We start from the raw sequence: 21,064 nt of genomic DNA on the forward strand, positions 1-21,064 counted from the left end.
ATCATTGCCGCTCCGACGAGCGTCACTTTGGCCCATTCTCACGACAACAATATCGCAGCTCCCTTGGGTGCTCGATTCGGGCTCAGGGCGTTGGGAGATTCGGATAGACCAGAAAAAATGGGTCTATCCGAATCTCCCAACAGAGGTGGTCAAACCTTCACAACATCCCTCTTTTTCCAGGACTATGATCGATCAGGTAAGCACCATTTTTCCCCATAAATACTCTGAATCCGAGTTGAAAACTTTTAGCGAACAGCTGTTCAAGTTGCACTGTAAAATCTTCGCCGGAGTCGACAAGGAAGCTTTTGAACATTACGTTGTTAAATCACCAGCCTCCTTTACCAAAATCCGTATTTTAAAGAGCAAGGGGATATGGGTAGGGTATGTGGCTGTGCATTATTTTACTGTTCATCTTGAAGGAAGAGGTATTGTTGTCCTGAGGGGTGAAATCGGGGTGCTGAGAGAATACCGGAAACAAATTAACGCCACAAAGATTGTTATCCACGAGGCTTTACGGTGTAAGTTGAAAAACATCGGCAAAAAGGTCATGGTTCTCGGTTGTTTTGTGAATCCTGTCATGTATTACGCTTTAGCCAAACTGCTCTATGAGATTTACCCGAACTACCGCAGACCAACGCCAATAGCAGTTATCAGGCTCATGGAAAAGCTGGCAGGAATTTTCCATCTTGAAAAGGTCAACGAGGAAAATCCATTCGTTCGACGAGTCGGTTGGCAGGTGAGAGAGCAACTTGATGAGCATAGGGCTGCGGCACACAGCAACAAGTCCGAAATCTTATTTTTTATTCAACAAAACCCCTGTTACAACAAAGGGTATGGACTAGAAATCATCGCACCTGTTACCTTTGCCAACCTGTTTATCTCATTCTACAATTCAATTATCGTACAACTGAAACCTCAGTGGCGATACTTTAAAAACCTGTTTGAGGTTTCAGCCTAGCGCAATGACGTGTCTGGCTTAGAGGGGTTCTGCTTGTAAACCGAGACACTCCATAAAAAATAAGAAATGGCTAAGAGCTATTGAAGCAGGAAACATCCCTCTTAGCAGTCATGATTTCCTGGAAAAAGGTTGACTCGATTTCAGGATGAAGAAATGGGTATCGTCTCACCGAATCTCCCGCTTACAGAATAAGGCAGAATAACTGGCTGGACGCAAACAGGACAAAAGGATTAGACATGAAATACATAGAAGGTGGTCGATTCGGAAGAATCACCAAACACTTACGGAAACAAGGACATGAAAAGGAGATGGAAGAAATCCTCTATGATTCCAAAAAATTTCCCAAATTGAAAAAGCCCGAACAAACCAAATATGTTGAAACTGTGATCAGTAGAATGGAGGAGATCATTGGCAAAAAAAATTCCGAAAAAGTTCTCTTTGAATGCGGAGCACAATGCTGCGGTAAATCGTGGTCAAACTTTGTCAAGCGTATTTGGAATCAATCCGATTCAACAACCGACTTTTTGAAAAAACTGAATAAAGAAGAGGAAAAGTACCACACTCATTTCACCTATGATACAGAGAGAAATTCAATCACAGTAGCAAGAAGCAAATGCATATGCGGCCTGATAAACAAGGGAAACCGCTTCAGAGAAAATAACAGTTACTGCAAATGTAGCATTGGACACATGTTCGCTTTTTTCAACGCCGTGCTCAAAGTCAAGAAGATAGAGATACAGCAATCGATATATTCAGGTTCTGAAAAATGCAAATGGAAAGTCCAACTCAACTAATTTTAGCCAACAACACGACACGCTGACACATCAGAAAACAAACGACAGCTTTGAACATCCGCCTAAAGTGAAGGTCTTTGTTGATTAGTTGCGTATTGGCAAAGGATCCAGGGTAACCAAATAGGGAATTACCGTCTGACCGGGACCGGTTCTGATTACATGGAAACAGCTTGACCCGATTTCAGGATGAAGAAATGGGTATGTGTCCCCGGGGCTGCTGCCTTTGAGCACCGGCTTGCCGCCCTGGCGGCGAATCCGGGATCCGATGACCTTCATCCCTGGAACATCAACCAAATGCCTGGCGTAAAGCTTCCCCACGGCTTGCCCTTGACTGAAAAATCTAATCTTCCAAATCACCCATTAGACAAAAAATGAGCATATACGAGCCATGAGACCTGAGCAAATTATTAACTTTATCCAAGTAATTGAATCATTTAAAACATGCGAGAGAACATGCCGAACGACGGGCAAAAATAGGTTCGAAAGTGACGCCGAACATTCCTGGCACCTGGCACTATTTTTAATGTTAATTGAAAGCGATTTTAAAAACGTAGATTCTTTAAAGTTACTTAAACTTGCCTTGATACACGACCTTCCTGAAATTTACGCAGGAGACACTAATCCATACAGAGATGACACTAAAAACAAGGAAGAAAACGAGGCAAATGCAGCAAAAAAGTTATTTTCAAACTTAGCAACTGAGGATAACTTACATTTCAACTCTTTATTTCAAGAATATATCGACCAGAACACTACAGAGTCCAAAATTGTAAAGTCGGCCGACAAGCTCATGCCACTCATTCAAAACTTATGCACAAACGAATCACATTCTTCTTACAGAGAGAAGCAAGTAACTTACCAAGAAGCAAAAAACTATATGGATGAATATTTTACATCAGACGATATACTGAAAGATTTTTATGAGATACTGATTTCAAGAGCTGACACCGCAGGAGTTTTTTTTGATAAAAAGGCAGACACATAACAATAAAGTATCTATCTAAAAACAGTTAAAACCTGAACCCTGGCTGGCCCAAAGCAACCAGCTTAATTCAAATATAAAAATATTAAATTCTCATCTTCACTGCTAATTAGTCAGCCACTCCCGCTTAAAGCGGGAGTGGCTGACTAAGAGAGGGCCAACCTCCCGGCAACCCCTTTTCCGTACCTGATTGACCAACCACTGAGCAAGCCTTGCTTGCTCAGCAAAATATCTACCTCCCCCCCCAAATTCCGGAGTCTGCAAGGGTGCCCAAATTTGCGCGCTTTTCATTGACCGCTAGAGTAAGGCTCTGCGGTCAATGAAAAGCGTGTGAAGGTGGTGCGCCTTTGAAGGCTCCTACTATTCGACGGTGACGCTTTTGGCCAAATTCCGCGGCTGATCAACATCACAACCCCTGCGATGGGCGATCTCATAGGAGAGCAGCTGGGCCGGAATGGTATAGAGCAGCGGATTGAGATCCTCCAGCACCTCGGGCAGGTAGAGCACATCCTCGGAGAGCCCGGCCAGGTGTTGGTCGCCACCCGTGCCGATCAGCACCAGCCGTCCCTGGCGGGCCTTGATCTCCTCCAGGTTGGAGACCGTCTTCTGGTAGACCCCGTCCCGGGGCACCAGGCCCAGGACCGGCATATCATCATCGATCAGGGCAATGGGCCCGTGCTTCAACTCTCCGGCTGCATAGCCCTCGGCATGGATATAGGAAATCTCCTTGAGCTTGAGCGCCCCCTCCAGAGCGATGGGGAAGTTGACCCCGCGGCCGACAAAAAGAAAGTCCCTGGCCGTGTAATATTTTTCGATCAGGGCCCGGATCTCTTTCTGGAGCCGGGGCAGCTCGGCCTCGATCACCCCGCAGAGAGCGATCAGACCACTGCCATACTCCCGGCGAAGCGCACTGTCCATGGTACCCCTGACCTGACCCAGGTAGAGGGTGAAGAGAAAGAGGGCAGCCAGCTGGGAGGTGAAGGCCTTGGTCGAGGCCACCCCGATCTCGGGTCCGGCATGGGTATAGATCACCCCATCCGCCTCACGGGTCATGGTGGAGCCCACCACGTTACAGATGGTCAGGACCTTGGCACCCAGGGAGGAGGCCCTCCGGATCCCGGCCAGGGTATCGGCGGTCTCACCGGACTGGGAGATGGCAATGGTCAGCACCCGCTCGTTGAGCAGCAGGTGGCGGTAGCGAAACTCCGAGGCAATATCCACCTCCACCGGGATACCCACCCACTTCTCCAGCCAGTACTTGGCCACCAGGGCCGCGTGCCAGGAGGTGCCGCAGGCCACCAGGGAGATCCGTTCAAGCTGGCGGATGTCTGCCTCGTCAAGGCCGATCTCGGGCAGCTCCACCAGCCCGGTATCCGGGATGATCCGGCCGCTGACCGTATTGAGGATGGCCTGGGGCTGTTCAAAGATCTCCTTGAGCATGAAGTGCCTGAAACCCGCCTTTTCGGCCATGGCAGCGTTCCAGTCGATGGTGGTGACGGCCTTGTCCAACAGCTGCGCATCATCCACCCGGCTGATGGTATAGCGCCCCTTCTCCAGCACGGCCAGCTCCATGTCATCCAGGAAGATCACCTCACGGGTGTAGGGCAAGAGCGCCGGGATGTCCGAGGCGATGAAACAGGCCTCCTCACCCACGCCCATGACCAGAGGGCTCTGGTTTCTGGCCGCCACCAGCAGCTCCGGCTCCCTGGCCCAGAGCACACCGACCGCGTAGGAGCCTTCCACCTCGGCCAGGGCTGCCCGGACCGCAGCCACCAGGTCATCCTCCAGGTGTTCTTCAATCAGGTGGGCCAGCACCTCGGTATCGGTCTCCGAGCTGAAGACATGCCCCTTGGCCGTCAGCTCACTGCGCAGGCTGCTGTAGTTCTCGATGATGCCGTTATGGACCACCACCAGCTCACCGCTGCAGTCGGTATGGGGATGGGCGTTGTCCTTGGTGGGCGCGCCGTGGGTGGCCCAGCGGGTATGGCCGATGCCGGTGCCGCTGGCAACCCCGATATGTTCGTCCACCACCTCCTCCAAATTGACCAGCTTACCCTTGGCCCGAAATCGCTGCAACTGCCCCTGGTGGTGATAGACCAGGCCGGCTGAATCATAGCCCCGGTACTCAAGCCGACGCAATCCCTCGAGAAGAATCGGCACTACCCTGCGTGGTCCTACATAACCGACTATTCCGCACATATCCTGCTTCCCCTTGTTGGTAACCTTGTTATTAATGTACTCACTGTCCAAGAGCGGCTGCCTTGATCCCCGTTGTTCTGCGCCAATGACGCTCCTTGAGACAGAGTGACGGCGGCAGGGCGGTCTGCCCGGCTCAACAACACCCTGGCCTGGTCATGGCAAAAAAAACGGATTCTTGAAGTTAGCCTTCGGTAATTCGAGAACAATGTAAAAAATTATGGTATCACAGCAGGCAAATTATCGACAGACAAATATGGGGTGCCTTGAATAATTGCCGGCAGGGAAAGCACGGTTTCAGACTCAATCTTTTAGCCAACAATATTAAAAAGATAAGCCGGAGAAACTGTTCCCGGGCACCCGGGGCCCTGCTGAGCAGGGCGGGCAGACCATCCCCTCTCAGGGGGGATGACTCCCCATCGACGCCGGTGCAAAAATCATTTTGCATGCACAAAAAAAACACTGTATCCTTAACCAAACATCTAACCAAGGAATATTCCGCATGAATGAACGACAGCGACTTCAAGAGCTGCTTCTCGACAAGTCCTACCGCCAGGGCACCTTTACCCTGACCTCGGGCAAGACCTCTGATTTTTACGTGGACGGCAAACAGACCACCCTGGACGCCGAGGGCGGCTACCTCTGCGGCCGACTGCTCTACAAGCTGATCCAGGACCACTCCGAAACCATCAGCGGAGTCGGCGGCATGACCCTGGGGGCCGATCCTCTGGTCACCGCGGTCTCCCTGGTCAGCCACCTGGCTGACAACCCTATTCCGGCCTTTATCGTCCGTAAGGAGGCCAAGGGCCATGGCACAGGAAACTATATTGAGGGTAAGAACAACCTGGCTCCCGGGGCCGTGGTCGCCCTGGTGGAGGATGTGGTGACCACCGGCGGCACCCTGCTCAAGGTGATTGAAAGGGTCGAAAACGAAGGCTTCAAGGTCGGCCTGGTGGCCACCATTGTCGATCGCCAGGAGGGTGGCGCCGAGGTCCTGGCTGCCCAGGGCTACCCGCTGAAGGCGGTCTTTACCCGTGAACAACTCATTGGCAAGGGATAGATCGTGAAGTGTCGAAAATGTGAAGGTACCCTGAAGGTCCTGCGTCGCTGTCGTCAGGTCCGGCTCCAGTGCAGCAGTTGCTGCCACGAGTACCGGATCCATGAGGTTGCCGCCGATCTGGATGCGGCAACCGAGGCGGAGCTGGAACGGTACACCGCCATCATCTATGACTGAGCTGCCCCGCTGCCATGGCCACCGTTAAAGCGTACGTCCGTGCCAACCACACGGCCACCATCTCCTGTCCCGCCTGCGGCGCGACCAAGACCATCCAGCTCAATCAGCTGAAGAACCGCAGGCGGGCCATCAAGATCCGCTGCCGCTGCCAGGCCGTGTTTGAGGTCCAGTTTGACTACCGCCACACCTTCCGCAAACTGGTGAACCTCCCCGGGACCTACCTGATCCTCCAGGGCGGTCAGGGCGGCGGGGTGATCCACATCCAAAACATCTCCAGGGGAGGGATCGGCTTCACCGTCTCCGGAATGCACCAGCTCCGTGCCGGCCTGCTTGTGGGGATCGAGTTTCAACTCAACGACAAGAAACAGACCATCATCAAGAAAAAGGCCGAGGTGCTCTCTGTGCAGCAGAACAAAATCGGCTGTCAGTTCAGTGAACAGGGTGATATCGGTAAGGACCTGGGCTTTTTCCTCCGCTCCTGAGCCCCTGGCCAAGCCCCTTTAGAGGGACAAGGCCGGCCGACCTGAGTCAGCAGCGACCCTGTACCGCCCCCCTGTAAGCCCTCCTTAACCTGCCTGCAAGGAGCGCTGCAGCAGGTGCTGGGCCTTGACCAGGAGCGGCTCCAGGCTGGCCGCATCAACGGCACTGATCCCCACTCCCTGCTCCCGGGCCATCTCCTTCAAGGCCTCCTCCTCCACCTGATCCAACTTGTTAAAGACCTTCAGACAGGGCAGTTGCCCCAACTCCAGCTCCTGGAGCAATGCCTCCACCACGGCCACCTGCTGCTGCCACTGGGGATTGGAGAGGTCGATCACATGGAGGAGCAGGTCCGCCTCAAAGAGCTCTTCCAGGGTGGACTCAAAGGCCTTGAGCAACTCTGCGGGCAGGTTGCGGATAAAGCCCACCGTATCGGTGATGATCACCTCCAGATCCTGGGGAAAACGCAGCCGCCGGCTGGTGGGGTCCAGGGTGGCGAAGAGCAGATCCTCGGCCTGGATCTCGCTGCGGGTCAGGGTGTTGAGCAGGGTGGACTTGCCGGCATTGGTATAGCCCACCAGGGAGATCACCGGCACATCCCGCTTGCGGCGACGGTTGCGGCGATGGTAGCGCTGGCTGCCCACGGCCTTGAGTTCCTTGGCCAGCCGGGCGATCCGGTCATTGATCCGCCGCTTATCGATCTCCAGCCTGGTCTCGCCGGGACCACGGGCTCCGATGCCGCCGGTCAGCCTGGAGAGGGCATCATCGCGGGTGGTCAGCTTGGGCAGCATATACTTGAGCTGGGCCATCTCGATCTGGAGCTTGCCCTCCCGGGAACGGGCCCGGCTGGCAAAGATATCCAGGATCAGCTGGGTGCGGTCGATCACCCGCAGATCGGTGTGATCGGTCACCGAGCGGATCTGGGAAGGGCTGAGTTCCTGGTCAAAAAGGAGAAGATTGACCCCCAGGCGCAGACTGGTGAGCATGATCTCCATCAGCTTACCGCGGCCCAGGATGAAGCGGGGATGCATCTGCTTGCGCCGCTGGATCACCTCGCCCAGGACCTCCACCCCGGCCGAGCGGGCCAGCTCCACCAGCTCGGCCATGGAATCCTCGGCCAGGACCCGGGAACCGGTGGTGACGCTGATCAACAGGGCCCGATCCTTACCCCGGGCCACCTCCCTGATGGGCCGTTCCCGGACAAACTCCCGCTCCAGGGATTCGATCAGCTCCAGGCAGGAGCCCTGCTGGTTGGCCGGATGCACCGGGCTCAGCTCGGCCCAGTCACGGCCATCCTCCTGGCGAGGCAGGAGGTGAGCGGTGTAGAGCAGCTCGGGCAAGCCCTCTTCCATGGTCATGACCGCCATCAGGTCCAGCCGCAGGCAGGCCATGTCCATCACATCCTCTTCATTGACCCCGGCCTTGCGAAAGCTGGTATGCACGCAGCGCAGACCGCGCAGGCGACCGCCGCCGGTGCCCACCTCGGACAGGGCAGGGATCACGATCCGATCATGGTCCCCCACCACCACCTTGGCAATGGCGCCGGAACGATGGATCAGCAGCCCGATCTGGCGATTCAGCTCGGTGGAGAGGGCTGCCATGGTGCGGGCCGTCTCCCGGCCGATCACCTCCTGGGGACTGATTTTTTTCTGGGCCAGCCGTTCAAGGGCACGAAGCTGCTTGCTCTTTAAACCGCCTTTATTGCCGACTACTGCAGCGATGGGTTCACCTCCACGTCTCTACTCCTCCTCTTCTTGTCAACCATGCCATCAGCAGGGGGCATTGCCCGGAGTACGGGGAAAGGGGATGACGTCGCGGATGTTCTGCATCCCGGTCACCAGCTGGACCAGTCGTTCAAACCCCAGGCCAAAGCCGGCATGGGGCACCGAACCGTAGCGGCGCAGATCCAGATACCAGCCATACTCCTCAAGATCCAAGCCCGCCTCGATCATCCTGGCCTTGAGCACCTCGTAACGTTCCTCCCGCTGACTGCCCCCAACCAGTTCTCCGATGCCGGGCACCAGGATATCCATGGCAGCCACGGTCTCGCCGCCCTCATCAAGACGCATATAAAAGGGCTTGATCGTCTGGGGATAATTGGTGACAATCACCGGCACCCCGGCCACCTCTTCGCAGAGGTAGCGCTCATGTTCTGCCTGGAGATCACCCCCCCACTGCACCGGAAATTCAAACTCCCTGGCAGCCTTCTCCAGTTCCCGGACCGCCTCGCTGTAGGTCATGCGGACAAAGGGTTTGCTCCGGATGGTCTCCAGTCGCTGGAGCAGCCCCTTGGAGACAAAGCGGTTAAACAGATCCAAATCATCGCCGCACTCCTCCAGGACCATGGCCACCAGGTTTTTGATCATCTCCTCGGCCAGATCCATGTTCCCCCGGAGATCGCAGAAGGCCATCTCCGGCTCCAGCATCCAAAACTCGGCCAGATGCCTGCTGGTGTTGGAGTTCTCTGCCCGAAAGGTGGGGCCAAAGGTGTAGACCCGACCATGGGAGAGGGCAAAGATCTCGGCCTGGAGCTGACCGCTGACCGTCAGACCGGCCCGGCGCTGGAAAAAATCCCGGGCAAAGGGGTCCTCGCCCCTGATGGCCTCCGGCTCCAGGGCGGTGACCGTGAACATCTCCCCTGCCCCCTCGCAGTCCGAGGTGGTGATCACCGGGGTCTGGACCTGGAAGAAACCCTGCTCCCGGAAAAATCGATGGATCCCGAAATTCAAGGCACTGCGCACCCGGGTCACACCACCCAGGGCGTTGGTGCGGGCCCGGAGATGGCTGATGGAGCGCAGGAACTCGAAGCTGTGCCGCTTCTTCTGCAGAGGGTAGTGTTCCGGGTCTGCCCAGCCCACCACCTCAAGTGCTGCCGCCTTGAGCTCGACCTCCTGGCCCTTGGCCGGTGAGGCCACCAGCTCGCCCCGGACACAGACCGCACAGCCGGTGGTCAAGCGCCTGACCTCGGACTCATAATTGTCCAGGTCCCCTTCGGCGACCACCTGGAGGCTGGCCAGACAGGAGCCGTCGTTGAGCTCCAGAAAGGAGAGGCTGCCCGAATCCCGCCGGGTCCGGATCCAGGCCTTGACTTCAACCCGGCTCCCCACCGGTGCGGACTGAAGCAGGGTCTTGATGGTCTGCTGTGCTGCTGATAAACTCTTCATGGCATCTGGTCTATTGTATATGGGTTCAATCGTTAAATTTCCCCTGAAAGGAGGGAGCGCCCCTGGCCTGATCAGGCCGCCGTAGCTGCCCCCTAGAGGTGGAGGACCGAGGCTTCCAGCATCCCGGTGCGAACCGGGATCAGCCAGTAGCGGTCAGGATCCTCCAGGACAGCCTGCTCCAGCCTCTTGCTCACCCGATGGGAATCCTCCACCAGGCTGTAAAAGACCGAGTCCACACCGATGAAGCCATCCAGCAGATGGGTCAGGGTATGGAGCGCCTTGGTCAGGTAGCCCTGCTCCATCTCCAGCAGGTCGCCCAGGGTCTCGACCCCCTCCTGGTGGAGAATATCCACCATGGAACGGCCGAACTCCATGTTCTTGGCCACGGCCCGCTCCACCGTCGGCCAGAAACGCGCCTCCCTGGCAGCGATGATCTCTTCCGCTCGGATCACCAGGTCGGCATAGCTGATCAGTTGGTTACCCTTGAGGTAATGGGCCACCTGCTCCGTAGCCTGGCTCGGGTTTTCGGCCAGGACCAGGAAAAAATGGGATATCTTGTATCGGGCCTGTTCTGCATTCATGGCTTCTGTGGAGTTGGATTATCTAGAGGTGATGTATCAGGGGCAGGCATAGTACAGACCGGAACCACAAAGTTCAAACAATTTATATCCAGGACTCCGGCATAGCCCATGTCCAGGTTGACATACCAGCCCTCATGGTTGCCGTGGAGGTCACAGCTCCACAGCCAGCGGGAGCCATCCCGGATATGGGGAAAGTCCCCGGCGCTCCCCTCCAGCTCCAGCAGGCTGAGCAGCTCATCGACCGTGGGCAGGCGCCAGTGGTCATGGCCCAGGTGGTGATGGCGATTGAGTTGATCGATATATGCCCGGGCCTCACCCTGGGTCAGGGGATAGGAGCTGGCCCGGCGGCGCCAGATCAACCTGGAGAGGGGATCACGGGCCAGCTGATCCCTCAACTCGAGACAACGCTCCACCACGGTGATGGGCCGAAACTGCTCATTGAGCCGGAACCGCTCGCCTGCCCTGGAGCGGCAGACATTGAGCGGCTCACTCCTCAGCCTCAGCTCCTCGCCCGGGGCGACCCGGCTGCAATGAAGGGGCATCCGGGTCTCCTCCCGAAGCAGGCGAAGCCCTTCAAAGGCTCCAAGCATCTCGCCGGCCGAAGCAAAGCGCTCATCGCGGTTCCAACTCAGGGCCTTGCGGAAAAAGGCGTCCCAGCTCTCATCGTAGAGGGGGTTGACCTGGGAGAGGCAAAAGCTCTGCATCCCGGGAAAGGTGCCGGTGAGCATCCGGTAGAGCAGCACTGCCGCGGAGTAGAGATCTGCCCGCCCATCCACTCCCGAGGGTTGGCTGCGCTGCTCCGGCGGGGTATAGAAGGGAGAGCCGATCTGCATGGTCTCCGGTCCGCAGAAGGCCACCCCCTCCACCAGGGCCATGCCGAAGTCACAGATCTTGACCTGATTCTGGTCAGTCACCAGGATGTTCTGGGGCTTGATGTCCCGATGGATGATGCTGTTATGGTGGAGAAAGGCGAGGGCCTTGAGCAGCTGGCCGCCATAGTGGAGAACCTCCTGGGCAGGGATCACCCGGCAGTTCTTCTCCATCTGGAACTCTTCGCCGATCATGTCGCCCAGATTTTTACAGATATACTCCATCACAAAGAAGGGACGCCCCTGTGCGTCTTCGGCAAAGTCGTGGGCCGTGACCAGAAAGGGGTGCTGGAACGAGGCCATGGTCCTGGCCTCAAAGGTGAAGATCTCCCGAAGCTTGGCCATCCCCAGGATATCTTCCATGATCTCGGCAGGATCAAGAATCTTGATCGCCACCACCTTCTCAATCACCGGCACGATCCCCTTATAGACCGCACCCATGCCGCCCTTGCCGAGACGACGGATAATCTGATATCGACCGATTTGCCTCATACCTTCCTCATCGCAGTCGCCTGGCATTGGAGAGGGGAAAGCCCCGCTCTTTCAACAGACGGATGGTGGTCTCCACATCATAGTCCAGCCCCCTGATCTCCACCTCCCGGCTGGCCTGATCCCAGAGCAGGTACTTGGCCTGGGGGCCTAGGGCATCACGGGGTTGGCCTACACTGCCGGGGATGATGATATAGCGGCTCTCAGGCGCCAGGGAAAAGCTTCCCAGCTTCAGCCGGTTCTGGCTGAACTGTTGCCCCTGGTAGCGATAACAGAGCAGGCTATGGGTATGACCGCAGAAGCAGAGCTGTTCAGGATAGGAGGAGAAGATCCGCTCCAGCCGCGGGGCTGAAGGGGAAAAGAGGTAGGTGGTCATGGATTGCGGCGGACAGCCGTGGACAAAGCGGCTGTTGTGAGCCAGCAGAAAGTCTGGCAGATCCTCCAACCAGCTACAAGATCCTGCGCTGAGCAGCCCCCGGCTCAGATCCAAGGACTCCCTGGGAGCCGGGTTGAGGCGCTTATAGTAACCGGCAGAGATCAGGGCCAGTTCATGGTTGCCCATCACGGAACGCACGCCGCGCGCCATCAGGGCCCGGACCACCTCCTCGGGCTGGGGACCATAGCCCACATTATCGCCCAGGGAGATGATCTCTCCCACCCCCTGACGGTCCAGGTCCCTGAGCACCGCCTGCAACGCCTGATAGTTGCCGTGGATATCAGCCAGAATCGCAATCCGCACGCTTTACCCCGCCTGCAGGGTTTCGGAGGCCAGGAGCACGGCTGAGCCGATGCGAAGATCCGCCTGGGGGTGGTCTGCCCGGAGATGGGCCAGGACCGAACTGCACTTGACGGTAAAGAGGAAGACGATGGGAGCCCGGGCCTCGGAGAGGCATTCAAAGTTGCCCATGCCCTTGCTGATGATGAGCTCGGCCCCTGCAAAGGCCTGGCGAAACTCTGCTGAACAGCGCTCAAGTGAGGTTCCGGGCACATCCGCTCCGTTGGAGATCACCGGGCACAACTCCTCCAGGCCGCAAAAGCGGGCATCCTCCAGGGTGGCATCGTTGATGACCGGCGAGGCCCGCACTGCCAGGGTGAGGCTGCAGCCCCGTTCAAGCAGGACCCTGATCACCTGTTTATCAAAGACAATCTCACCACAGTTATCGGCAAGATAGAGCACCCTGGGACGACGGGCCAGGGCAGCCTCCAGCTGGGGATAGTGGTCTATGGCCAGCCCGCCCTGCTGACATTCGGCCAGGGTGGTATCCAGGTCGAGCTGCCTCTGGGCACCGTTATCCAGGACATTGGCGCCTATGGCAAAACGAATCGCAGCCAGCAAGGGATCGGCGGCCTGGGCCACGGCAGCGCTCATGGCAGGTTCCATGGACAGGGCCAGCCGGTTGGCCTGATCCTTGATCTCGGCAAAGGGGTCCGCCACCCCGGTCATCTCGGCGATCAGCCGATAGTAGGCAGCGGCATTCTCCGGTGGCGAGGCCTCTGCCGGAAAATCCTCCAGCATGGCCCCCACCCGGGTCAGCACCCGGCGTTGAAGTTCGGGGTCTTGGCTGCAGAGCTTGACCGTGGTCAGCACCTGCCGCATAAAACAGACAAGACAGTCATTACCGGTCTGCATCAGGTCCTCTTGGTGGTGTTGGGGGAGAGCAGATATTCCTGCCGCACATTGCCCAGGGCCGCAAAGATATGTTCCTTGGCATCGGGTACGCTGGCATAGATGGTCTGCACCAGTTGATGGATCTCTTCCCGCCGGGTCTGCTCGGACAGGGGACAGGCCGAACGGATGGGGCTAAAACCGAGCCTGCGGCCCAGCTGATCGACATCCTCCTTGTCACAGTAGGCCAGAGGACGGATGATGGAGAGTCGTCCGGAGAACAGGGCCTGACAGGGCGACATGGTACTGAGGTTGCCGGCAGAGGTCAGGTTCAGGAAGAAGGTTTCGATGATGTCGTCCCGGTGATGTCCCAGGGCCAGTTTGCTGAAGCCGTGGTCCCTGGCATGGGCAAAGAGTTGGCTCCTCCGGGAACGGGCACACTGAAAGCAGACATCCTTGCGAGCCCCGCTGGCCAGTTGTTCCGGGCTGGGGCGCCAGGCAGCCGGCAGGACGACCGGGTTAAGCCCCAGCCGCTCCATGGCCGCCCGCACCTGGAGAGCGGCAGGCCCGGGTTGGTCGGCATCGCCCTCCATATCGACATGAACCGCGGTCAGTTGATAGCTGATGGGGGCCTTGTTGTGCCAGGAGTCGAGCAGCCAGGCCAGGATGAGGGAGTCCATGCCTCCGGAAACCGCCACCAGAACCCGATCGCCGTCGGCCAGCATCCCATAGTCGTGCATGGCCCGCCCTACCCGCCTGTTCAACCGACGCAGTTCGGCCTTCATGCCCAGGGACGCACCAGTAGTTTCAGCCACAATCTCACCTGCCCCCGGGTCAGGGTGCCTGGAGATAGGGGCACTGGTCGATTTTTTCCTCAAGTCCCTCCTTGAGGAGCTGCTCACCGGTAATCCAGGTAAAGCCGGGGCTGCGGGCCCGTTTCCAGTTGTAGAGATTTTCCATGAAGGTTTGCTGGACCTCGTCGAAGCTGCCGTGACAGAGGACCTGACCGCTCTCAACCTCGTAGAGACGATAGTCAAAGGCCACCGAGGCAGGAGTCTTGGCCGTATAGTCGCCACCCACCCGGTCGTGATAACGGCTGATAATGACCTCCATCATCCCGTTGCAACTGAGCTGCTCTGCAACCAGTTTGACCCCGACCGGCCCGTCGGCCTCACTGCTGTTCTTGAGGCCATAGAGCTGGCTGCTGGTGACAAAACGAACATCCCGCCGCCCGGCAAAGGCCCTTTCCAGCAGGCTGTCCAGCAGGGTCGCCCCCTCTTTGAGCTGTTTGCTCTGGGCAATGGAGAGGCTGTCATCGTAGTCGACGGCTGTTTGCACCGGCAAGACCCCGATACAGTTCAAGACGACCTTCGGATCCCTGGACACGGACTCCTGGGCCTGTTTCTGGCTGCAGGCAGGCAGCAGGAGCAAGGATGCTGTGCCGAGAAGGAGTATCCCCTTAAGATGTTGAATCATTGTACCTCCTTAAAAGAGTGGTCTACGGGCTATCTTCTATACTTGGATTATGCCATCAAGGTCAAGTTCCCCTCAAGGCAGGTGATCGGTTCCTGCCCAGACGCCTGGCAACGGTGGTCGGCTGAGCTGGTTGTGCATGGCGCTCACCCCCTTGAAAAGAGCGCTATCCGGTGGCGTGGCGGCCCTGTTCTCCCTGGCCCTATACAAGAGGAACAAGAAGAGGGAGGACTAGAGGCTCCCCTTGGAGGAGAGTTGACCGCTGAGCTGCCCATGGGCTGTCACAGCCTGGGCAACGGCCCGTCCCAGCCCCTTGAAAATTGCCTCGATGATATGGTGGGAGTTTTCCCCGTGGAGGAGGTCGACATGGAGGGTGAGGCCGCCATGGAGGGCAAAGGCCCGCAGAAATTCCTTGGCCAGGGGAGTATCAAAGGTGCCGACCTTCCGATCCTCCAGCTCCACCTGATAGTGGAGGTAGGGGCGATTGGAGAAGTCGACGCATACCCGCGCCAGGGTCTCATCCATGGGTACATAGGCATGACCGTAGCGACAGATCCCGCCCTTATCACCCAGGGCCCGGGCAAAGGCCTGGCCCAGACAGATCCCCACATCTTCCACGGTATGATGATCGTCAACCTCCAGGTCGCCCTTGGCCTGGATGGTCAGGTCGAAAAAACCATGCACCCCGAACAGGGTGAGCATATGATCCATAAACCCCACTCCGGTATGAATATCGGTGGTACCGGAGCCGTCGAGCTTCAAGACGAGTTGGATGTCGGTTTCCTTGGTGGCACGGACAATTTCCGCCGTGCGGGGGGACTGTAGCACCATTGGCCACTCCTGTGTGGTGAAAAGATAATCTGCCCCCGGCTGCAACATCTCACTGTTATACCGGGTTAAGCGAGCAAAAAGAAGAGTTTAACAGCACCTCTCTGCAACGCCTGTTGCTCCCTTCATACTATTCGGCTTCGGGAAGATTCGCAACTGTTCTTGCTCGCCGAAAACGGGTTTCACCGGCCTGGATTCCAGGAAAAAGAGCCCGCCGTGTTTTTTTTCATTGACACAGACCGGCTAACTCTGCTAATTTGCCCGGCGTCAACAGCACACGACTGAGCGGGAATAACTCAGTGGTAGAGTGTAACCTTGCCAAGGTTGAAGTCGCGAGTTCGAATCTCGTTTCCCGCTCCATCAAATATACTCAAGGTTCGGACCACCGTTCGAACCTTTTTTTGTTAATTCGCGGGGCGCAAATAATGAAAACATATTATACGCCAGTAGATGAAATTTCCCGTCGCTGGTTTGTCGTCGATGCCGACGGAAAAGTTCTCGGTCGTATCGCTACAGAAATTGCCAATCACTTGCGTGGCAAACACAAGCCAACTTTTTGTAACTTTGAGGACAATGGTGATTTTGTTATCGTCATCAATGCCGATAAGATTCACCTGACCGGCAACAAGTGGGATGACAAGATGTACTATCGTCACACCGGTTATGTGGGCGGAATCAAATCCATTACTGCCAAAAAGCTGCTTGAGAAGAAGCCTGAAGAGCTGATCCGCAACGCCGTTAAAGGCATGTTGCCCAAAAACAAGCTCGGCCGGGCCCAGTTCAAGAAGCTGAAGGTCTATACCGGAGCAGATCATCCTCATCAAGCACAACAGCCTGAAAATCTCGAGCTTTGATAACGGAGCATACCATTATGTCGCAGGAAAAAACCTACGCCACCGGAAAACGTAAAAGAGCCGTTGCTCGCGTCTGGATCAGCCCTGGCAGTGGCAACATGGCCATCAACAAGATGTCTCTGCAAGATTACTTTGGCAACATCTATTTTGAGCCCAAAGTGGCCAAGCCCTTTGCTGTCACTGAGAGTATCGACAAGTTCGATATCCAGGCCACAGTGTGCGGTGGTGGTAAGTCTGCCCAGGTCGATGCCTTGGTTCATGGTATCGCCAGAGCCCTGCAGGAGCGGGATCCGGACATGCGTCTGCCCCTGAAGAAAGCAGGCCTGCTGACTCGTGACCCACGAGCCAAGGAACGGAAGAAATACGGACAACGTGGAGCACGCGCCCGGTTCCAGTTCTCCAAGCGTTAAACGGTGTCAACGGCTGCCTCTGCAGCCGTCATCGTTCATTTGTTGGCTCAAATGTTCAGGGAGTAACGATTTCTTCGTTACTCCCTTTTTTTTTGCCGGGTGGTTTGTCCAAACCTCTACCCTTACAGGAGCATTGTCATGTTGAATGTCGGTATCGTTGGTGCCTCGGGATACACCGGGGTCGAGTTGGCCCGCATCCTTGCAGGTCACCCTGAAGTACGAATCACCGCCGCCACCTCCCGAAAATACGCCGGTCAACCCTTGAGTCAGGTCTTTCCCAACCTGCGCAAGCGGGTGGACCTGGTCTGCGAGAATCTCTCGGTGGAGCAGTTGATCGAGCGCGCCGACTTTTTCTTTACCGCCGTACCCCATAAGACGGCCATGGATATCGTCCCCCAACTCCTTGCCGCCGGCAAGAAGGTGGTCGATCTCAGCGCCGACTACCGCATCCGCAGCGCCGCCACCTATGAGGCCTGGTACCAGGAACACTCCAGCCCCCAACTGCTGACAGAGGCGGTCTACGGTCTGCCCGAGCTGAACCGCGAGCAGGTCACCGGCTGCAGGCTGACCGCCAACCCCGGCTGTTACCCCACCTCGGTTATCCTGGCCCTGGCGCCCCTGCTCCGCAACAGGCTGATCGCCCCGGAGACCCTGGTCATCGACTCCAAATCCGGCACCTCCGGGGCTGGACGGGCCGCCGCTGTGGGGACCCTCTACTGCGAGGTGGCCGATGGATTCCGCGCCTACAAGGTGGGCGGCAGCCATCGGCATATCCCGGAGATCGAGCAGGAGCTGTCCCTGTTGGCCGGAGAGGAGCTCACGGTTTCCTTCACCCCCCACCTGCTGCCCATCTCCCGGGGGATCCTCAGTACCATCTATGCTTCCCTGAAGACAACCGTGGAACAGGCCGAACTCCAGGAGCTCTATGCCGACACCTACCGGGACGAGCCCTTTGTCCGGGTGCTCCCCCAGGGCAGCTTCCCGGCCACCCAGCATGTGCGCGGCTCCAACTGCTGTGACCTTGGCGTCCAGATCGATCAGCGCACCGGACGGGTCATCGTCCTCTCAGCCATCGATAACATCGTCAAGGGCGCCTCGGGTCAGGCTATCCAGAACATGAACCTGATGCAGGGGTTTCCAGAGACCACCGGCCTGATGCACGCGCCCTTCTTTCCCTGATGTCCCGCCTTATCCGCCTACTGATCTCCTATGACGGCAGCGGCTATCACGGCTGGCAACGACAGCACAACGGCATCACCGTACAGGAGGTCGTGGAAGAGCAGCTTGCCGTTATCTGCCGACATCCGGTGGCTCTCCATGGTGCCGGTCGAACCGACGCCGGTGTCCATGCACTGGGAATGGTTGCCCACTTCCAGACCAGTACCTCCATCCCGGTGCAGGCCTTCAGCAGGGGGCTCAACTCCATGCTGCCCCGGGATATCCGCATCCTCGCCGCCCAGACAGAGCAGCCCGACTTCCACAGCCGTTTCAGCGCCCTGGGCAAGACCTACCGCTACGATTTTTTCTGCGGCGAGGTCCAGCTGCCGATGAGCAGAAAGTACTGCGCCCACTATCCCGGTGCGTTCGAGTCCGAACGCATCCAGCCTGCGATCGAGGCTCTCATCGGCAGCCATGATTTTGCCAGCTTTGAACGCAGCGGCTCCAGGGATCCCTCCCGAACCGGCGGCCGGGGTGCGGTCCGCACCCTCTACCAGCTCAGCTGTACGCCACAACTCGGCCGGCCCGAACACTGGTCCATCAGGGTGAGCGGCGACGGTTTTCTCCGCCAGATGGTTCGGATCATCGCCGGCACCCTGATCCAGATCGGCTGCAGCAGGCGTGAGCCCGACTCCATGGCTGCGGTCATCGCCGCCCGTGATCGTACCGCCGCCGGGATGACCGCACCGGCCTGTGGGCTGTACCTGGAAAAAATCTATTACCACCACCTCTTTGACCACTAATCCCGGCCCACCATGAGCGCACCCATGTTTGAGCAGACCTGTCCCTTTATCCTGGCCTCCGCCTCTCCCCGCCGCAAGGCCTTTCTCCGGGATCTGGCCCTCAGCTTCACCACCCGCCCGGCGGTCATCGACGAGACGCCCCACCAGGGAGAAGCACCGGAGAGCTTTGCCCGCCGCATGGCCCGGGAAAAGGCCCAGGCCCTTGCCGCGAACCACCCGGAGAGCTGTATCATCGGCGCCGACACGGTGGTGACCCTGGAGCAACGGATCTTCGGCAAACCCGAGACCGCTGCAGAGGCCGTAACCATCCTCAAGACCCTGAGAAACCGTAGCCATGAGGTGATCACCGGAGTGGCACTTATCCAGCGTCAACGCCGGATAGAACACGTCTTCAGCGTCCGTACCCAGGTCTGTTTTGCCGATTTCCCGGATCAACTCCTCCGGGCCTACGTTGCCAGCGGCGACCCCATGGACAAGGCCGGGGCCTACGGCATCCAGACCATGGGCGGCCTGCTGGTCGAATCCATCCACGGCTCCTACTCCAATGTGGTGGGCCTGCCCATGTGCCAGCTGATCAGGGAGCTTGTTGACGCAGAGCTCCTGCTCCCCAAGCCCGAATGAGGCTGAAGATGTTCCCTTGACTTCAGAGTTCGGCATGCTATTCTATTTGGAGACAGTCCATCTAAAGGATAACAAGAGAGGTTGGAGCCATGCCGACATTCCTCAACAAATATTATCCTGTCCGCAAGATCCTCTTCTTCTTGGGAGAGAGTCTGCTCATCTTCACCACCTTTCTCTGCGTCACCCTCGCCGCCACAGGCTGGCGAATCTTTGTCCTTGATCTTCTCCAGGTCAGCATCCGGGCAACGGTGGTCACCATTATCTTTCAGATCACCCTCTACCTCTTTGACCTCTACGACCTGAAAAAAACGCCCGAAGCCACCGCTGACACCGCCGTTCGCATGGTCCAGTCCTTTGGTGTCGGTTGTGTCATTCTGGGTCTGATCTATTACCTCCTGCCCTCACTGATCATCAGCACCAAGATCTTCTGGTGGGCCTATGTGATCGTCTGCGGGGTCCTGCTGGCCTGGCGCGCCCTCTACTATATCATCCTGAAAAACAAATACTTCACCAAGGAGATTGTCATCGTTGGTACCGGCGAGATGGCTGCCAAGATCCACCAGGAGATGTGCGCTGACCAGGAATGCGGCTTTAACCTCCTGGCCTTTGTCCTCGGCAGCAGGCAACCAAGCTTCCAACTGGAGGGAATCCCCCTGCTCCCTGACCTGGCTGCCCTGGAGCAGCAGCAGTTCGCCCACCGGATCAAACACATCGTGGTCGCCCTGGACAACCGCCGGGGGACCATGCCCATCCCTGAACTGCTCGAGCATAAACTCCAGCAGATGGGGATTGAAGACGGGATCGCCTTCTATGAGGGGCTCACCGGCAAGCTGCTGGTGGAAAATGTCAACCCGGCCTGGCTGATCTTCTCCGATGGCTTTGCCTGCGGCTGGTTGACCGCCCTGCTCAAACGGCTGATGGATATCACCATGGCCATCCTGGTCCTGGTCTGCTCCCTCCCGTTCTGCCTGCTTACCGCCCTCCTGATCAAACTGGAATCCCCGGGCCCCATATTTTATCGTCAGGAACGGGTCGGTCTGCGTGGCCGGAATTTCCAGGTCATCAAATTCCGCTCCATGCGCAACGATGCCGAAAAAAACGGTGCGGTCTGGGCCAGTAAAGATGACGCCCGGGTCACCAGGGTGGGCGGCTTTATCCGTAAGGTCCGTATCGATGAGATTCCCCAGATCTGGAATGTCATCAAGGGGGAGATGAGTTTTGTCGGTCCTCGCCCGGAACGTCCGGTCTTTGTCGAGCAGTTGCTTCGCTCCATACCCTACTATTCCCTCCGCCACTTTGCCAAACCCGGACTGACCGGCTGGGCCCAGGTCTGCTACCCGTACGGCGCCTCAGAGCTCGATGCCCTGCGTAAACTGGAATATGACCTCTACTACATCAAAAACCAATCCATCTTCCTGGACCTGCTGATCATCTTCAGAACCGTGAAAACCGTGCTCTTCCGGAAAGGATCCCGCTGAGCCCTGACCGCTCCTCCCCCTATGCCTTGGGCATTGCTTGCTAAGCTGGAGGTATTATTGTATCCTCAGCACAATCTATTATCTCAATT

Annotated in this window: 21 protein-coding genes, 1 tRNA gene and 1 pseudogene; 13 read left to right on the forward strand and 10 right to left on the reverse strand. The window is 57.4% G+C overall.

Annotated elements, in window-relative coordinates:
* From G494_RS0111575 to G494_RS23125, 3 genes and pseudogenes are all read left to right on the forward strand, one after another.
* A pseudogene (locus tag G494_RS0111575) lies at window positions 1-958 on the forward strand (hypothetical protein); the annotation flags it as partial.
* A 236-nt stretch (window positions 959-1,194) separates the two neighbouring features.
* Window positions 1,195-1,752: a hypothetical protein gene (locus G494_RS0111580; protein WP_028584672.1), complete on the forward strand. Its 558-nt coding sequence runs from the start codon at window positions 1,195-1,197 to the stop codon at window positions 1,750-1,752.
* 388 nt (window positions 1,753-2,140) lie between these two features.
* Window positions 2,141-2,737 carry an HD domain-containing protein gene (locus G494_RS23125; RefSeq protein ID WP_051305632.1) on the forward strand — a complete coding sequence of 199 codons (597 nt, stop codon included), beginning with the start codon at window positions 2,141-2,143 and terminating at the stop codon, window positions 2,735-2,737.
* Window positions 2,738-3,094: 357 nt separating this feature from the next.
* On the opposite strand, the gene glmS is transcribed toward G494_RS23125, so the two are convergent.
* Entirely contained in the window at window positions 3,095-4,933 is a 1,839-nt protein-coding gene (gene glmS, locus G494_RS0111590) for a glutamine--fructose-6-phosphate transaminase (isomerizing) (RefSeq protein WP_028584673.1), read from the reverse strand.
* A gap of 499 nt (window positions 4,934-5,432) precedes the next feature.
* Here glmS and pyrE point away from each other — a divergent pair, with 499 nt between their 5' ends.
* Genes pyrE through G494_RS0111605 form a run of 3 tightly spaced genes read left to right on the forward strand, consistent with a single transcriptional unit; the run spans window position 5,433 to window position 6,646 of the window.
* Window positions 5,433-5,990, forward strand: coding sequence for an orotate phosphoribosyltransferase (pyrE, locus tag G494_RS0111595; RefSeq protein WP_028584674.1), 558 nt, complete (start codon window positions 5,433-5,435; stop codon window positions 5,988-5,990).
* Window positions 5,991-5,993: 3 nt separating this feature from the next.
* A complete protein-coding gene (locus G494_RS27265) occupies window positions 5,994-6,164 on the forward strand; it encodes a dual CXXC motif small (seleno)protein (protein WP_167331683.1) in 171 nt (56 codons plus the stop codon).
* A gap of 14 nt (window positions 6,165-6,178) precedes the next feature.
* On the forward strand, window positions 6,179-6,646 hold the full coding sequence (locus tag G494_RS0111605) for a PilZ domain-containing protein (RefSeq protein WP_028584675.1): 468 nt from the start codon (window positions 6,179-6,181) through the stop codon (window positions 6,644-6,646).
* An 84-nt stretch (window positions 6,647-6,730) separates the two neighbouring features.
* Here G494_RS0111605 and hflX read toward each other — a convergent pair whose 3' ends face one another.
* The 9 genes from hflX to hisB form a co-directional block, all read right to left on the reverse strand.
* Window positions 6,731-8,269, reverse strand: coding sequence for a GTPase HflX (hflX, locus tag G494_RS0111610; protein ID WP_232362541.1), 1,539 nt, complete (start codon window positions 8,267-8,269; stop codon window positions 6,731-6,733).
* Between the two features lie 141 nt (window positions 8,270-8,410).
* The gene (asnS, locus tag G494_RS0111615) at window positions 8,411-9,805 is read right to left on the reverse strand and encodes an asparagine--tRNA ligase (RefSeq protein WP_084456724.1); all 1,395 of its coding nucleotides are present in this window, start codon (window positions 9,803-9,805) and stop codon (window positions 8,411-8,413) included.
* A 92-nt stretch (window positions 9,806-9,897) separates the two neighbouring features.
* The gene (locus tag G494_RS0111620; RefSeq protein WP_028584678.1) at window positions 9,898-10,386 is read right to left on the reverse strand and encodes a hypothetical protein; all 489 of its coding nucleotides are present in this window, start codon (window positions 10,384-10,386) and stop codon (window positions 9,898-9,900) included.
* Window positions 10,383-11,747: a protein kinase domain-containing protein gene (locus G494_RS0111625; protein WP_161629979.1), complete on the reverse strand. Its 1,365-nt coding sequence runs from the start codon at window positions 11,745-11,747 to the stop codon at window positions 10,383-10,385. The genes G494_RS0111620 and G494_RS0111625 overlap by 4 nt, the downstream gene beginning before the upstream one ends.
* Window positions 11,748-11,754: 7 nt before the next feature.
* Window positions 11,755-12,483, reverse strand: coding sequence for a metallophosphoesterase family protein (locus tag G494_RS0111630; RefSeq protein ID WP_028584680.1), 729 nt, complete (start codon window positions 12,481-12,483; stop codon window positions 11,755-11,757).
* A 3-nt stretch (window positions 12,484-12,486) separates the two neighbouring features.
* On the reverse strand, window positions 12,487-13,374 hold the full coding sequence (locus tag G494_RS23130; RefSeq protein ID WP_051305633.1) for a damage-control phosphatase ARMT1 family protein: 888 nt from the start codon (window positions 13,372-13,374) through the stop codon (window positions 12,487-12,489).
* Window positions 13,374-14,165 (reverse strand): tRNA lysidine(34) synthetase, encoded by a 792-nt coding sequence (locus G494_RS0111640; protein ID WP_232362542.1) that lies wholly within the window; start codon window positions 14,163-14,165, stop codon window positions 13,374-13,376. The genes G494_RS23130 and G494_RS0111640 overlap by 1 nt, the downstream gene beginning before the upstream one ends.
* 19 nt (window positions 14,166-14,184) lie before the next feature.
* A complete protein-coding gene (locus tag G494_RS25480; RefSeq protein WP_028584682.1) occupies window positions 14,185-14,826 on the reverse strand; it encodes a hypothetical protein in 642 nt (213 codons plus the stop codon).
* Between the two features lie 228 nt (window positions 14,827-15,054).
* Window positions 15,055-15,654 carry an imidazoleglycerol-phosphate dehydratase HisB gene (hisB, locus tag G494_RS0111655; RefSeq protein WP_028584683.1) on the reverse strand — a complete coding sequence of 200 codons (600 nt, stop codon included), beginning with the start codon at window positions 15,652-15,654 and terminating at the stop codon, window positions 15,055-15,057.
* A 282-nt stretch (window positions 15,655-15,936) separates the two neighbouring features.
* On the opposite strand from hisB, the gene G494_RS0111660 reads away from it, so the two are divergent.
* The 7 genes from G494_RS0111660 to G494_RS0111690 all read left to right on the forward strand — a co-directional run bounded on the left by G494_RS0111660 (window position 15,937) and on the right by G494_RS0111690 (window position 20,975).
* Window positions 15,937-16,011 (forward strand) — tRNA-Gly (locus tag G494_RS0111660).
* 65 nt (window positions 16,012-16,076) lie between these two features.
* Window positions 16,077-16,505 (forward strand): 50S ribosomal protein L13, encoded by a 429-nt coding sequence (gene rplM / locus G494_RS0111665; RefSeq protein ID WP_028584684.1) that lies wholly within the window; start codon window positions 16,077-16,079, stop codon window positions 16,503-16,505.
* A gap of 17 nt (window positions 16,506-16,522) precedes the next feature.
* Window positions 16,523-16,915 carry a 30S ribosomal protein S9 gene (rpsI, locus tag G494_RS0111670; protein WP_028584685.1) on the forward strand — a complete coding sequence of 131 codons (393 nt, stop codon included), beginning with the start codon at window positions 16,523-16,525 and terminating at the stop codon, window positions 16,913-16,915.
* 138 nt (window positions 16,916-17,053) lie between these two features.
* Complete coding sequence (gene argC / locus G494_RS0111675; RefSeq protein ID WP_028584686.1) at window positions 17,054-18,094, forward strand: N-acetyl-gamma-glutamyl-phosphate reductase; 1,041 nt, start codon at window positions 17,054-17,056, stop codon at window positions 18,092-18,094.
* Window positions 18,094-18,876, forward strand: a complete 783-nt coding sequence (truA, locus tag G494_RS0111680; RefSeq protein ID WP_028584687.1) for a tRNA pseudouridine(38-40) synthase TruA — start codon at window positions 18,094-18,096, stop codon at window positions 18,874-18,876. Before argC ends, truA begins: the two co-directional genes overlap by 1 nt.
* Before the next feature lie 24 nt (window positions 18,877-18,900).
* Window positions 18,901-19,497, forward strand: a complete 597-nt coding sequence (locus G494_RS0111685) for a Maf family protein (RefSeq protein WP_035246333.1) — start codon at window positions 18,901-18,903, stop codon at window positions 19,495-19,497.
* Window positions 19,498-19,586: 89 nt separating this feature from the next.
* Entirely contained in the window at window positions 19,587-20,975 is a 1,389-nt protein-coding gene (locus tag G494_RS0111690) for a TIGR03013 family XrtA/PEP-CTERM system glycosyltransferase (RefSeq protein ID WP_028584689.1), read from the forward strand.
* Window positions 20,976-21,064: the final 89 nt, after the last annotated feature.

It is taken from the genome of Desulfogranum mediterraneum DSM 13871, from assembly GCF_000429965.1.
Taxonomy (GTDB): Bacteria; Desulfobacterota; Desulfobulbia; order Desulfobulbales; family Desulfobulbaceae; genus Desulfogranum; species Desulfogranum mediterraneum.